Here is a 13,888-nt window from a genome sequence, read left to right on the forward strand (position 1 = left end):
GCGTCGAGCAGGCACGAGGAGAGACGGAGAACATGACGGTACGGGTCGCGGTGGCCGGAGCGAGCGGCTACGCAGGAGGAGAGATCCTGCGTCTGCTGGTGTCACATCCCGGCGTGGAGATCGGGGCGGTGGCCGCGCACAGCAGCGCGGGCCGCACGCTCGGAGAGGTACAGCCGCACCTGGCCGCGCTCGCGGACCGGGTACTCGTGGAGACCTCGGCCGCGTCGCTCGGCGGGCACGACGTGGTCTTCCTGGCCCTGCCACACGGCCAGTCGGCGGCGCTCGCGGATCAGTTGGGGGCCGAAAGGCTGATCGTGGACTGCGGCGCGGACTTCCGGCTGCGCGACCCGGTCGACTGGGAGCGGTTCTACGGCTCCGCTCATGCCGGCACCTGGCCTTACGGACTGCCCGAACTCCCGGGGGCGCGAGAAGAGCTGAAGGGCGCGACCCGGGTTGCCGTACCCGGCTGCTATCCGACCGCGGTGACCCTGGCGCTGTACCCGGCCTTCGCCGCGAGCCTCGTGGAGCCGGAGGCGGTGATCGTCGCGGCGAGCGGAGCCTCGGGAGCGGGCCGCGCGGCCAAACCCCATCTGCTCGGCTCCGAAGTGATGGGCTCGATGAGCCCGTACGGAGTCGGCGGCGGCCACCGGCACACACCGGAGCTGACGCAGAACCTGTCGCGAGTTGCGGGCGAGCGGGTGGCCGTGTCGTTCACGCCGACGCTGGCACCGATGGCCCGAGGCATCCTCGCCACCTGCTCGGCGCGCCTGCGTCCGGGAGCCGGCGCCGGTACCCGCGAGGTGCGGGCGGCGTACGAAGCCGCCTACGCCGACGAGCCGTTCGTCCGGCTGCTGCCGTCCGGGCAGTGGCCGTCGACCGCCGCCGTACTCGGCTCCAACACCACGCAGGTACAGGTGGCGGTGGACGAGCGGACCGGTCGTCTGATCTCCGTGAGCGCGATCGACAACCTTACGAAGGGCACCGCGGGCGGCGCGGTGCAGAGCATGAATGTCGCCCTCGGCCTGCCGGAAGAGCTGGGCCTGCCGACGAATGGAGTGGCTCCGTGACCGTGACTGCTGCACAGGGATTCCTCGCGAGCGGTGTGGCCGCCGGGATCAAGGAGTCCGGTGATCCCGACCTGGCCCTGGTGGTGAACCGAGGTCCGTCGCGCGCGGCTGCCGGGGTGTTCACCTCCAACCGGGTCCAGGCCGCTCCGGTCCGCTGGTCCCGGCGGGTGCTGGCCGACGGCCGGATCTCCGGGGTCGTCCTGAACTCCGGTGGGGCCAACGCGTGTACGGGGCCTGCGGGCGCCGAGGACACGCGGGTGATGGCCGAACACACAGCGCGGGCCGTGGGGGTGGGTCCGGACGAGATCGCGGTGTGTTCCACCGGACTCATCGGCGTCCCGCTGCCGATGGACCGGGTCATGGCGGGAATTGACGCTGCCGCCGGGCGGTTGTCGCCCGATCGGGGCGTGGAGGCGGCCGTCGCGATCAGGACGACGGATTCGGTGCACAAGACGGCGGTGGTCGCCGGACCGGGCTGGACGGTGGGCGGTATGGCGAAGGGCGCCGGCATGCTCGCGCCCGGGCTGGCCACCATGCTCGTGGTGCTCACGACGGACGCCGATGTGACCGGGGCGGCGCTCGACTCCGCGCTGCGGGAGGCGGTCCGTACCACATTCGACCGGGTGGACTCGGACGGCTGCATGTCCACCAACGACACCGTGCTGCTGCTCGCGTCGGGCGCCTCCGGGGTCGCGCCCGATCCGGACGCCTTCGCCGAGGCGGTGCACAGCGTATGCCTGGATCTGGCACGGCAGTTGGTCGCGGACGCGGAGGGCGCCTCCAAGGAGATCGAGGTGGAGGTCATCGGCGCGGCGTCGGAGGGGGACGCCGTGACGGTGGGCCGGTCCGTGGCCAGGAACAATCTGCTCAAGTGCGCGCTGCACGGGGAGGACCCGAACTGGGGCCGGGTGCTGTCGGCGATCGGTACGACGTCCGCCGTGTTCGACCCCGACCGCCTGGATGTGGCCATCAACGGCGTCTGGGTGTGCCGGGACGGCGCGGCGGGCGAGTCCCGCGACAAGGTCAACCTGTCGGGGCGTCGGATCACGATCACGATCGATCTGCGCTCCGGCGACGCATCAGCGGTGATCTGGACCAATGACCTCACCGCCGAGTACGTCCACGAGAACAGCGCGTACAGCTCGTGAGCGGGGTCGCGGCAGAGGCCGCAGCACAGGTGAAGCCACGCGTCGCGCCCCACGCGCTGGAGGAGTTCCGGGGCCGGACGGTCGTGATCAAGTTCGGCGGCAACGCCATGGTGGACGAGGACCTGAAGCGGACCTTCGCCCAGGACGTGGTGGCGCTGTGGCACGCCGGGCTGCGCCCTGTCGTCGTACACGGCGGCGGGCCGCAGATCAGTGCGCTGCTGGGCCGGCTCGACCTGGAGGTCCGCTTCGAGGCGGGCCTGCGGGTGACCACTCCGGAAATCATGGACGTGGTCCGGATGGTGCTGACGGGTCAGGTCCAGCGGGAGCTGGTCGGACTCATCAACAGCCATGGGCCGTTCGCGGTGGGGATGTCGGGCGAGGACGCGCACACCATGACGGCCGTGCGGCGGCCGGCCTGGGTGGACGGCGAGCCGGTGGACATCGGGCTGGTCGGCGACATCGTCGAGGTGAACCCGCACACCGTGGGGGCGCTGCTGGAGCAGGGCCGTATCCCGGTGGTCTCCCCCGTTGCTCGGGGTGCGGACGGCGAGGTCTACAACGTCAACGCCGATCTCGCGGCGGCGGCCATGGCGGTGGCGCTCGACGCAGAGAAGCTGCTGATGCTCACCGATGTCGAGGGGCTGTACGCGAACTGGCCGCACAGCACCGAGGTGATCGACCGCCTGACGGCGGATGAGCTGGAGAAGATGTTGCCGGAGCTGGCGGGCGGGATGCTCCCCAAGATGGAGGGATGCCTGCAGGCCGTTCGGGCGGGCGTACCCATGGCACACGTGCTGGACGGCCGGGTGCCGCACACGCTGCTGCGGGGGGTCTTCACCGGCGACGACCACTCCGGCACCACCGTGGTTCCGGACGAGGAAAGCGACGCATGACCGCCGAGACAGCGGACCGCCCAGTTCTCACGGATCGCTGGGGTGCCGTGATGATGGACAACTACGGCACTCCGCCGCTGGCTCTGGTCAGGGGCGAGGGCAGCACCGTATGGGACGAATCCGGGCGCGCGTACCTCGATTTCACCGGCGGGATCGCCGTGAACACACTGGGGCACGCCCACCCCAGCGTGGTGTCGGCAGTGAGCGACCAGATCGCCCGGCTGGGTCACGTCTCCAATCTGTACGTCTCCGAGCCTCCGGTCGCGCTGGCCGAACGGCTGTTGCGGCTGGTGGGAAGGCCGGGACGGGTGTTCTTCTCGAACTCCGGGACGGAAGCGGTCGAGGCGGCGTTCAAGATCGCCCGACGGACGGGGCGGCCGCGTCTGCTCGCGACTCAGGGCGGCTTCCACGGCCGCACCATGGGCGTGCTTGCCCTCACGGGGCAGCCCGCGAAACGTGGATCGTTCCTGCCGCTGCCGGGCGAGGTGTCCCATGTGCCGTTCGGTGACGCGGCGATGCTGCGGGCGGCGGTCACGGAGGAGACGGCGGCCGTCTTCATCGAGCCGGTGCAGGGTGAGGCCGGTGTGCTCCCGGCACCCGAGGGGTATCTGCGCGCGGCCCGTGAAATCACCCGGGCCACCGGCACGCTGCTCGTACTGGACGAGGTCCAGACCGGGATCGGTCGCACCGGTCGCTGGTTCGCACATCAGGCAGTGGAGGGCGCGGACCCGGATGTGGTGACGCTGGCCAAGGGGCTGGGCGGGGGGCTGCCGATCGGCGCCACGGTGGCGTTCGGCGCGGCGGCCGACCTGCTGACACCGGGTCAGCACGGCTCGACCTTCGGCGGCAACCCGGTGGCCTGCGCGGCCGGGGTCGCCGTACTGGAGACCATCGAGACCGAGGGGCTCCTCGCCCATGTCGCGCGCGTGGGCGAGCGGTTGCGGTGCGGCGTCGAGGGTCTGAAGCATCCCCTGGTGAGCCATGTCCGGGGCGCGGGGCTGCTGCTCGGCGTTGTCCTCACCGAACCGGTCGCACCACGCGTACAGAAGGCGGCGCAGGACGCCGGCTTCCTCGTCAATGCCACCGGCCCCACGACGGTGCGGCTGGCTCCGGCGCTGACGGTACGCGCGACGCAGGTGGACGAGCTGATCGCGGCGCTGCCGGGCATCCTCGACGCCTGAGAGCGCATCGGTCGGCGAGCTGGTCCGGACGCAGGTTTCCGGACCGGCCCGCCGGGCCACGGCGCGGTCAGAGCATGCGGGCAAAAACCCGCGAATTACGACGGGGGTCCAGGGAGTTCGCCCAGGCCGCCGGCGCGAGACCCGCAGAGGCGGGCGCGAAGCCGAACCGGATGAACAGGTCGCCACCACCGGTCGTCGCGGTGAACAGGGCATACAGCGATTGGGCGGTCGCTTGGGCCAGCGCCGCGCGCAGGAGCTGAGCTCCCACCCCACAGCCCTGCCTGCGCGGCGAGACGCAAAAGTTGTACAGAACGCCCGTGGGCCCGCGGCCGCGGGCCGGATCGGCGGGGTGAACACGCAGTCCCAGACAGCCGTCGAGGGTTCCGCCGTGGGCCTCCACCACCAGGAAGTCGGTCGCGTCCGAAGCGTAGAGGGAAAGGGATCGCTCACGCAGCGCTCCCGAGCGTACGAACGGCCGGGACAGTGCCGCGAGGGCGGCGGCATCCCCGCGGCGCGCGGACCGTACACGGAGCGGGGCAGGCAGGGTGGTACGTGACGGCACTGTGCCGAGGCGCGGGGTGGCCGTGATCAAGGGATTCCCTTCCTTCGGTCCCACCGTGCACGGAGGGCGGCTCGGCCACCGCGGCACCCGGGAACAACAGACCGACTAAGGTTAGCCTTACCTAAGCCTCCTGCCAAAACGAGTACGCCCCACCCTCCTTGCGGGTGCGTCACGATCGCTGTCGGACCGGCCAGGCTCGACATCTCCGTGACGGTCTGACCCACACGCACGTGGAACAGAGTCAGGCGGCCAGAACCGGCCTACGCGCAAGGCCGACCCGGATAGTCGTCGCTCTCCGGTACTCCTGCCTCACGCATTCTGTGCAGGACCTCACGCAAGGTCGCCTCGTCGTCGATGTACACCGGGCAGTTGATCTCCCTGTCGAAGACCATGCTTTCTCCGGCGGTGTTCCAGATGGCCCACTGATACGGGTACGAGGATGCCTGCCACAGGTGGGCGTAGCGCTCGACGCCGTCCGCCTTCGTACTCACAGTGCGGCCTTCTCGCTCTCGCGGCCGTCGACGAACGCCGCGACCACTTCGATGTCACCGATGTGCGAGGTGCTGACGCGCCGTGGGTCATCTCCCAGCACCACCAGATCGGCGCGCTTTCCCGGGGCGAGACTGCCCGCGCTGTCGTCCCAGTGGCAGGCGAAGGCTCCGCCGACGGTGTAGGAGCGCAGGGCGTCGTCGACCGTGATGCCCTCGTCCGGGCCGATCACCTGGCCCGACTCGGAGGCACGCTCGACCATGAACTGGATGGCCCGCAGCGGCGAGCCGTCCGTGACGGGACGGTCGGAACTGCCCACCAGCGTGATGCCGTGGTCCAGGAATCCCTTGCCCCGGTACAGCCACGGGGCTCTGTCCTCGCCCATGATCGACGCGTAGTCGTCGCCGAAGTAGCGCAGAAAGTTCGGCTGGATCACCGCGATCGCGCCGAGTCGCGCGAAGCGGGGGAGCTGGTCGGGCCGGATCAGGCCGGCGTGTTCGATGCGGTGCCGTGCGTCCGGGCGCGGCCGGATGTGCTGTGCCCGCTCCAGAGCGTCCAGTGCGAGGTCGGCGGCGCGGTCCCCGATGGCGTGGACGGCGAGCTGCCATCCGGCGAGATGGCCGTCCACGATGGTGTCCGCGATGCGCTCCGGGTCGTCCTGGAACTGTCCGGTCTGGTCCATCCCGTGGTACGGACTGCTGAGCGCGGCGGTACGGGCCATCATGCCGCCGTCGGTGTAGATCTTGAGCGCGCCCATGGAGAGCCAGTCGTCGCCGAACCCCGTGCGCAGGCCGAGGTCGAGGGCGCGGGGTATGCCGTCGGCGTCGTGCGAGGCGACGGGGCGCAGCGTGTCCGCTGCCGCCATGAGCTGCACCCGCAGGGGCAGCCGGCCCTGGTCCCTGAGGAGTTGATAGGCCCCGAGCTCGACCGGGCTGTGGCCCAGCAGGCCGCCGCCGATGCCCGCCTCGGCGCAGGCCGTCACCCCCTCCGCGAGACAGGTCCGGGCCGCACGCTCGATCGCGTCCGCGAGCTCCCCCTGGGAGTACGGCAGACGCAGTCGTCGTGCGGCGGTCATCGCGCTCTCGGCGAGAAAGCCGTCCTGATGTGGGACGTCGGCGGGAAGCAGGTCCAGGACGGCGCTGTTGACCACGCAGGCGTGTCCCGAGTCGTGCATCAGGAACACCTTGCGCCCATAGCTGACCCGGTCGAGCTCGGCAGCGGTCAGATGGCGCCCCAGGGCCCGCTGGTCGTACCCGGCGATGTCCACCCAGGCGCCCGGCGAACACTTCCGGGAGACGGCCTCTTCCACGACCGCGAGTACGTCCTCGATCCGCCGGCAGGGTGCGATGCTCGGGGTACTCGCCCTCAAACCGGTCCAGGCCAGGTGCACATGGCTGTCGATGAAGCCGGGCAGCACGGTCGCGCCCTGGAGGTCGATCACCTCGCGTGCGGGAAGCGAGGTCACCGCGTCGTCCAGGCCCACGATCCGGCCGCGCCAGATGCCCAGGTCGTGGGCGACGGGGTGGTCCGGGTCCATGGTGACGATGTGAGCGTTCGTCAGCCTCGTACAGAGCATGGGCAGTCCGTCCCTAGGGGGTTTCTGCACGGGCGTCGCCTGCCATGGCAGGGCGCTTGCGGGCCGTGGGTACCATCAGCGGCGTGCCGGTCTCCGGGTCGTCGATGATCCGGCAGGGCAGGCCGAACACGTCCTCGATCAGCTCGGCGGTCATGACCGTGGCCGGGTCGCCTTCGGCGGCGACCGTGCCGCCGGCCCTCATCACCACCAGATGGCTGGCATAGCGGCAGGCCTGGTTGAGGTCGTGCAGCACGGCGACGATCGTGTGCCCCTTGTGCTCATGCAGATCGGCGCACAGGTTCAGCACCTCGACCTGGTGCGCGATGTCCAGGTAGGTGGTCGGTTCGTCCAGCAGGAGGATGTTCGTCTGCTGCGCCAGCACCATGGACAGCCATACCCGTTGCCGCTGGCCGCCGGAGAGGTCATCGACGGGCCGGTCGGCGAGTTCGAGTACGCCGGTCTGCCGCATCGCCTCGGCCACGGCGGCCTCGTCCTCCGCGGACCACTGCTTCAGCATCCGCTGGTGCGGATAGCGGCCACGGGCCACCAGGTCTCCCACCGTGATGCCACCCGGCGCGGTCGACGTCTGCGGGAGCAGCCCGAGCCTGCGCGCGACTTCGCGGGAGCGATAGGACGAGATGGCGGCCCCGTCGAGATAGACCTCTCCCGCCTTGGGTTTGAGCATGCGTGCCAACGCCTTGAGCAGGGTGGACTTGCCGCAGGCGTTCGGTCCGACGATCACCGTGAACGAGTGGTCGGGTATGACGACACCGAGGGAGGTGGCCACGGTCCGCTGATCGTAGGAGAGCGTCAGGTCTTCGGCCCGCAGCCGGGCTGTCGGGGGGATCGTTCCTGTCATGCGCGGCTCTTTCGCGACTCGATGACCAGCAGCCAGATGAGATACAACCCGCCGATGGTGCCGGTCGCCGTACCCACCGGGAGGAGAGCGGGTGAGAAGATCCGCTGCACCGCGAGATCGCTCCCGGCCAGCAGTACGGCGCCCATAAGGGCGGCCGGGACCAGCGCGGGGCCGGACGACCGGGTCAGCCTCCGGGCGATCTGCGGCGCCGCCAGTGCGATGAACCAGATCGGACCGGTCACCGCGGTGGCGAACGCGGCCAGTGCGACGCTGATACCGAGCAGGACCAGTCGGCTGCGCGCCACGTCGACGCCGAGTGCCATCGCCGTGTCGTCGCCCATTTCCACCATGGACAGTCTGCGAGCGAGGAAGAAGGCGAGGGGGAGCAGGATCGCGACCGGAATGCCCACCGCGGACGCGTGGTCCCAGCTCCGGTTGCCAAGGCTGCCGATCAGCCACGCCTGCGCCTCCAGCGCCTCCTGCCAGCTCGCCCGGGTGATCAGGTACGAGTTGACGGCAAGCAGCAGGGCGCTCACACCGATCCCGATGACGACGAGCCGGAACCCCTGCAGGCCGCCGCTGAACACCAGCAGGTAGATCACGGCGGCCGTGGCCAGCCCGCCGACCAGTGCCCCGAAGGCGATCTGGGTCATGCTTCCGCGCAGCACGACGATGACCACCAGCGCTCCGGTCGCCGACCCGCTCGTGAAGCCGATGATGTCCGGGCTGCCGAGCGAGTTGCCGGTCAGGCTCTGCAGGATCGCACCGCTGACCGCCAGCGCCGCGCCGACGCACAGCGCCGTCAGCAGTCGTGGCATGCGAAGGGTGTTGACGATGAAGTCGGCGCCTCCCGAGCCCTTGCCGGCCAGCGCCTGGAGCACCTCGGCGACCGACAGCTCGAAATCCCCGGTGGTGAGGGTGATCCCCATGACCGTTGTGAGCGCGACCAGCAGGGCCACCGTCACAGCCACGGCACGGCCGTGAACCCGTAGCGAGAGACGCCCGTTCCGGGTGCGGACGACCCGACCGCTGACTACGCGGGGCTTCTGGGCGTCCACGGAATCGGCCGCACGGGCGGCATGGCTCGCGGAGGTTCCGGCCTCCCGTACAGGGCTCACAGCATGACCAGCTTTCGACGGCGGCACAGCGCGATGAACAGCGGTGCACCGAGGAACGCGGTGATGATGCCGACCTGGACCTCACCGGGGGCACCGAGCACCCGGCCAAAGACGTCCGCGCCGATCAGCAGAATCGGCGCGAGCAGCATCGAGTACGCCAGCACCCACCGCTGGTCGAGGCCCACCACGAGACGGGCCACGTGCGGCACCGCGAGGCCGACGAAGCCGATCGGTCCTGCCGCGGCGGTGGCGGCGCCGCAGAGCAGCATCACCGCGACGACGCCGAGCACCCGGGTCCGGCCGACGTTGACACCCAGCGCGCGTCCCACCTGGTCGCCCATGGCCAGCGCGTTCAGCGAGGGGGCCAGCCCGAGGGCGATCACCAGGCCCACCACGACGAAGGGCAGGATCACGTACACGATGTCGAGGTTCCGGCCGGAGAGCGCACCCACCGTCCAGAACCGGAACTGGTCGAACGCCCGCGGATTGAGCAGCAGCACCGCCGAGTTGAAGGCGTACAGCACTGCCGTCACCGCCGCCCCCGCGACGACCAGCCGGTCGGGCGTGGCCAGTGTCCGTCCGGACGAGCCGAGCAGATAGACCACGACGGACGCGATCGCCGCGCCGAGGAAGGCGAACCACACATAGCCGAGGGCCGAGCCCACGCCGAGGAACGCGATGGCCACGACCACGCCGGTGGAGGCGCCCAGGCTCACGCCGAGCAGACCGGGATCGGCGAGCGGGTTGCGGGTCAGCGCCTGCATCAGAGCGCCCGAGAGTCCCAGCGCCATGCCCACCAGAAGGCCGAGCAGGGTCCGGGGTATCCGGTAGTCGTGGATGATGACCGCGGTGTCCGACCCGTCGTTGTGCCACAGCACGTTCCACGTCGAGGTGAACGGGATGTCCTTGGTGCCCAACCACACGCCGAGCAGGGCGATCAGGACGAGCGCGCCGAGTGCCACGAGGAGTCCCAGGCCGCGCAGTGCCGCCGCTGCGGCCCGGCGCGTCGAGGGCGCGGCCGGCCCGTCGACACTGCTCTTGGATGCCGCCTGGGCCTCGACCGACAACAAGGACTACCCCCCGGCGGCAGATCGCTCTTCACGCAGGAAATATGACGTACACACAGGAATTAACTTAGGTGAGGCTAACCGAATGCGCGGCGCAGGGTCAACGCCGCCCACAGCCCGCCCAGTCCGGGCCGGCACACAGGCCGACGTGGGACCTCGGCGCGAGCCTTGATTAGAGTAGCCTTACCTAACTATCCCACCGTCTTCGCGGAGGTACCGCATGCTCGATGGAGGACCGACGGGGGGCCACGTCCTCCGGAGGGCGATCGGGGGCCAGCGCCGTCACGTCGCCGGGGCATCACTCCTCGGCATGGCCCACCAGGGTTGTGAGGCGATGGTTCCCGTCGTCATCGGCCTGATCATCGACGAAGCGGTGGCGACCGGGTCCTCCGGCGCACTGCTGCGCCGGCTACTGGTACTCGCCGCACTCTTCTTCGTTCTGTCCACGTGCTACCGCACCTCTGCGAGGATCACCGACGGGGCCGGCGAACAAGCCGCGCACCGACTGCGGCTCGACCTCGGCAGCAGGGTGCTCCACCCCGGCGGCGGAGCCGACGCGGGCCGGCTCCCGGGTGAGCTGACCGCCATCGCCACCGGCGACGCCAGCCGGGTCGGCGCGGTCGCGGCCGCACTGCCGTACGGGATATCGGCACTCGCCGGACTGGCCATCAGCGCGGTGGTACTGCTCCGGATCTCGGTACCGCTCGGCCTGCTCGTACTGTTCGGAATCCCGCCCCTGCTGTGGCTCGGTCACCGGATCAGCCAACCCCTCGAACGGCGCAGTGAGGTCGAGCAGGAGCGCGCCGCGCACGCCTCCGGCGTCGCCGCCGACCTGGTCGCGGGTCTACGGGTGCTCAAGGGGATCGGAGCCGAGTCGGCCGCGGTGTCCCGGTACCGGCGGACCAGTCAGGACTCGCTGGCGGCGGCGCTGCGGGCCGCCCGCAGCCGGGCCTGGCACGATGGCGCGATCCTCGCCCTGACGGGGATCTTCATCGCGGTCATCGGGCTGGTCGGGGCCCATTTGGCGATGCGCGGCGCGATCAGCGTCGGCGACCTGGTGGCTGCGGTCGGACTCGCACAGTTCCTGCTCGGCCCGTTCCAGCTCCTCACCTACGTCAATGGCGAATTCGCCCAGGGCCGCGCGTCCGCCGACCGCATTGCGGAGGTACTGGCGTCCTCCCCCGCCGTGGCGGCGGGATCGGCCGCGCCGCCCGATGAGGTCGCCGGACGGCTCCGGCTGCGCGGCGTCACACACGGCGCACTGCGCGGGGTCGACCTGGACATCGCCCCCGGAAGTCTGGTCGGCGTCGTCGCCAAGGACCCGGCTGCGGCGGCCGACCTGCTGCTCTGCCTGGGCAGGGAACTCGACCCCGCCGAAGGGGCGATCGAGCTCGACGGCGTATCTCTGGCCGAGCTCGAACCCGACGGCGTCCGCCGCGTGATCCTGGTCGCCCATCACGACGCGGCCCTGTTCGAGAGCAGCCTGCTCGACAACGTACTGGCCGGAACGGACAGCGGTGCGGCGGATGTTGAGCCGGCGCTGACAGCCTCGGCGGCGGACGACGTCGCGCGTGCCCTGCCCCAGGGGGTGGACACCATGCTCACCGAGCGCGGGCGTTCGCTGTCCGGCGGGCAGCGTCAGCGGGTCGCGCTGGCCCGGGCGCTCGCCGCGGATCAGTCGGTCCTGGTCGTCCACGACCCGACCACTGCCGTCGACACGGTCACCGAGTCCCGGATCGCCGCCCGCCTGAGGGAGCTCCGCCGTGGCCGCACCACGATCCTGGTCACCACCAGCCCCGCCCTGCTGGCCGTGACCGACCGCGTGGTCGTGCTCGACGACGGAGCCGTGACCGCTGACGGCCGCCATCCGGACCTCGTCGCCACCGACGAGGCGTACCGCTCGGTGGTACTGACATGACGGCTGTGACCGACGAAGGCGCGCACGCCCATGACATGAACGACGAAGGACGGACGATGAGCGGAACCAGCGCGCCGGATCGCGAGCTCCTGCCGATCGCCACCGGCGCCCAGACCCTCGCCGTCGTCGGCGCGTTGCTGCGCCGCCACCGGCTGCAGGCCGTGTCGGCGGTGACCGTACTGGTCATCGGAACGGGCATCGGTCTGCTGACCGCCCCGCTGCTCGGCCGTATCGTCGACCTGGTCGTCGAGCAACGGGGTGCCGGCTCGCTGACGCTGCCGATGGTCCTGCTCCTCGCGGTGGCGGTTGCGCGGGGCGTCGCGACCGCGGTCGGCACCTCCCTCGTCGCCCGGCTCGGCGAGACCGTCCTCGCGAGCCTGCGCGAGCGGTTCATCGAGCGGGCACTGCGACTCCCGCTCGAACGCGTCGAACACGCCGGCTCGGGCGATCTGACCTCCCGTGTGACCGGCGATGTGACCCGTATAGCGAAGGCGGTACGCCAGGCGCTGCCCGAGTTCAGCAGTGCCCTCCTGACCATCGCGCTGACGCTGGTCGGCCTCGCCGTGCTGGACTGGCGCTTCCTGCTCGCCGTCCTGCTGGCCATGCCGATCCATGTCCTGACCGTGCGGTGGTACATGCCGCGCGCCACCCCCGTGTATGCCAAGCACCGGGTGGCGACCGGAGCCTTGCAGCACCAGTTGCTCGACAGCTTCGGCGGAGTCCGGACCGTACGCGCGTTCCGGCTGAACAGCCGGCACGCGGATCTGCTGGAGCGACGGTCGCAGGAATCCGTCGACCTCGCGCTGCGCGGCATCCGGCTCGTTTCGGGGTTCTTCTCGCGGCTCAACCTCGCCGAGTTCGTCGGTCTGGCGGCGGTGCTGGTCACCGGATTCGTGCTGGTGGACAACGGTTCCGTGAGTATCGGTACGGCGACCGCGGCGGCGCTCTACTTCCACAGCCTGTTCAACCCCATCAACGCCGCGCTCTTCCTCATCGACGACGCGCAGTCCGCCGGCGCCAGCCTCGCCCGCCTGGTCGGCGTGACGAACCTGCCCGGTGAGCGCGAGCCGGATCGGCCCTCCGTGCCGGTGGACGGTTCCGTCAAAGTCGCCTCCCTCAGCCACGCGTACGTGTCCGGTCACCCCGTACTGCGCGAGGTCGACCTGGAGGTGCACAGCGGGGAACGGGTCGCCCTGGTCGGCGCGAGCGGGGCCGGCAAGACCACCCTGGCGAAGCTGATCGCCGGCGTCCACCAGCCGTCCGACGGTGTCATCACCCTCGGCGGTGTCGACGCCCGGGAGCTCGGACCCGCCGGCATCCGGCGAGCGGTGACGCTGATCAGCCAGGAAGTCCATGTGTTCGCCGGGCCGCTGGCCGAGGATCTGCGGCTGGCCCGGCCGGAGGCCACCGACGAGGAGCTGCGCGGCACGCTCGCCCGGGTCGGTGCCCTGGCCTGGGTTGAGGCGCTGCCCGCCGGGCTCGACACGGTGGTCGGCGAGGGCGGGCACCGACTCACGGTGACCCAGGCCCAGCACCTGGCCCTGGCCCGCCTCGTCCTCGCAGACCCTCCGGTCGCGATCCTGGACGAGGCAACCGCGGACGCCGGAAGCGCGGGCGCCCGCACCCTGGAGACAGCTGCCCTTCAGGCACTGGAAGGGCGAACAGGTCTGATGGTGGCCCACCGGCTGCCCCAGGCCGCGACCGCGGACCGCATTGTCGTCCTCGACCAGGGCCGGATCGTCGAGACCGGCACGCACGAGGAGTTGGTGGCCGCGGGTGGGCGCTACGCCGCTCTGTGGACCGCGTGGTCCGACACCCGGCAACAGCCCGGGGACGCGGTGCCGCTGGTGGCTGCGGAGGCCTGACCGCAGCCACCAAGGATGCGAGGCCCCCGGGGGCGAGATCTCCCCCGTGGGGAAAGGCCCACCGCAGACGCCCGAGATCCGAGCACGGCCAACACCGTCGCGTGGGGGAAACGCACGTCGCCGCCTGCGGTGAGGAGACGTCCTC

General features: G+C 70.9%; 12 protein-coding genes. 6 read left to right on the top strand and 6 right to left on the bottom strand.

The genetic code is table 11. From position 1 onward, the window contains the following. The first annotated feature begins 32 nt into the window (after positions 1-32). The 4 genes from argC (at position 33) to ACFWDI_RS37135 (ending at position 4,289) form a co-directional block, all read left to right on the top strand. Positions 33-1,067, top strand: coding sequence for an N-acetyl-gamma-glutamyl-phosphate reductase (gene argC / locus ACFWDI_RS37120; RefSeq protein WP_385311056.1), 1,035 nt, complete (start codon positions 33-35; stop codon positions 1,065-1,067). Next, entirely contained in the window at positions 1,064-2,215 is a 1,152-nt protein-coding gene (argJ, locus tag ACFWDI_RS37125) for a bifunctional glutamate N-acetyltransferase/amino-acid acetyltransferase ArgJ (RefSeq protein ID WP_385311058.1), read from the top strand. Before argC ends, argJ begins: the two co-directional genes overlap by 4 nt. Before the next feature lie 107 nt (positions 2,216-2,322). Then, the gene (gene argB, locus ACFWDI_RS37130) at positions 2,323-3,108 is read left to right on the top strand and encodes an acetylglutamate kinase (protein ID WP_385311071.1); all 786 of its coding nucleotides are present in this window, start codon (positions 2,323-2,325) and stop codon (positions 3,106-3,108) included. Beyond that, positions 3,105-4,289, top strand: a complete 1,185-nt coding sequence (locus ACFWDI_RS37135; protein ID WP_385311060.1) for an acetylornithine transaminase — start codon at positions 3,105-3,107, stop codon at positions 4,287-4,289. The genes argB and ACFWDI_RS37135 overlap by 4 nt, the downstream gene beginning before the upstream one ends. A 67-nt stretch (positions 4,290-4,356) precedes the next feature. Here ACFWDI_RS37135 and ACFWDI_RS37140 read toward each other — a convergent pair whose 3' ends face one another. From ACFWDI_RS37140 to ACFWDI_RS37165, 6 genes are all read right to left on the bottom strand, one after another. Beyond that, on the bottom strand, positions 4,357-4,881 hold the full coding sequence (locus ACFWDI_RS37140; RefSeq protein ID WP_385311062.1) for a GNAT family N-acetyltransferase: 525 nt from the start codon (positions 4,879-4,881) through the stop codon (positions 4,357-4,359). Between the two features lie 230 nt (positions 4,882-5,111). Then, on the bottom strand, positions 5,112-5,342 hold the full coding sequence (locus ACFWDI_RS37145; protein ID WP_385311064.1) for a hypothetical protein: 231 nt from the start codon (positions 5,340-5,342) through the stop codon (positions 5,112-5,114). After that, the gene (locus tag ACFWDI_RS37150) at positions 5,339-6,916 is read right to left on the bottom strand and encodes an amidohydrolase (protein WP_385311074.1); all 1,578 of its coding nucleotides are present in this window, start codon (positions 6,914-6,916) and stop codon (positions 5,339-5,341) included. Before ACFWDI_RS37150 ends, ACFWDI_RS37145 begins: the two co-directional genes overlap by 4 nt. A 13-nt stretch (positions 6,917-6,929) precedes the next feature. After that, positions 6,930-7,775, bottom strand: coding sequence for an ABC transporter ATP-binding protein (locus ACFWDI_RS37155; RefSeq protein ID WP_385311066.1), 846 nt, complete (start codon positions 7,773-7,775; stop codon positions 6,930-6,932). Further along, positions 7,772-8,740, bottom strand: a complete 969-nt coding sequence (locus ACFWDI_RS37160) for a FecCD family ABC transporter permease (RefSeq protein ID WP_385311075.1) — start codon at positions 8,738-8,740, stop codon at positions 7,772-7,774. Before ACFWDI_RS37160 ends, ACFWDI_RS37155 begins: the two co-directional genes overlap by 4 nt. Before the next feature lie 149 nt (positions 8,741-8,889). Next, positions 8,890-9,960 carry a FecCD family ABC transporter permease gene (locus tag ACFWDI_RS37165; protein ID WP_385311077.1) on the bottom strand — a complete coding sequence of 357 codons (1,071 nt, stop codon included), beginning with the start codon at positions 9,958-9,960 and terminating at the stop codon, positions 8,890-8,892. A 220-nt stretch (positions 9,961-10,180) separates the two neighbouring features. Here ACFWDI_RS37165 and ACFWDI_RS37170 point away from each other — a divergent pair, with 220 nt between their 5' ends. Together ACFWDI_RS37170 and ACFWDI_RS37175 are read left to right on the top strand one after the other, a co-directional pair. Beyond that, positions 10,181-11,878, top strand: coding sequence for an ABC transporter ATP-binding protein (locus ACFWDI_RS37170; protein WP_385311068.1), 1,698 nt, complete (start codon positions 10,181-10,183; stop codon positions 11,876-11,878). Positions 11,879-11,934: 56 nt separating this feature from the next. Continuing rightward, positions 11,935-13,743, top strand: coding sequence for an ABC transporter ATP-binding protein (locus ACFWDI_RS37175; protein ID WP_385311079.1), 1,809 nt, complete (start codon positions 11,935-11,937; stop codon positions 13,741-13,743). Positions 13,744-13,888 lie beyond the last annotated feature (145 nt).

Origin of the sequence: Streptomyces sp. NPDC060064 (assembly GCF_042736455.1) — a bacterium.
Classification (GTDB): Bacteria; Actinomycetota; Actinomycetes; order Streptomycetales; family Streptomycetaceae; genus Streptomyces.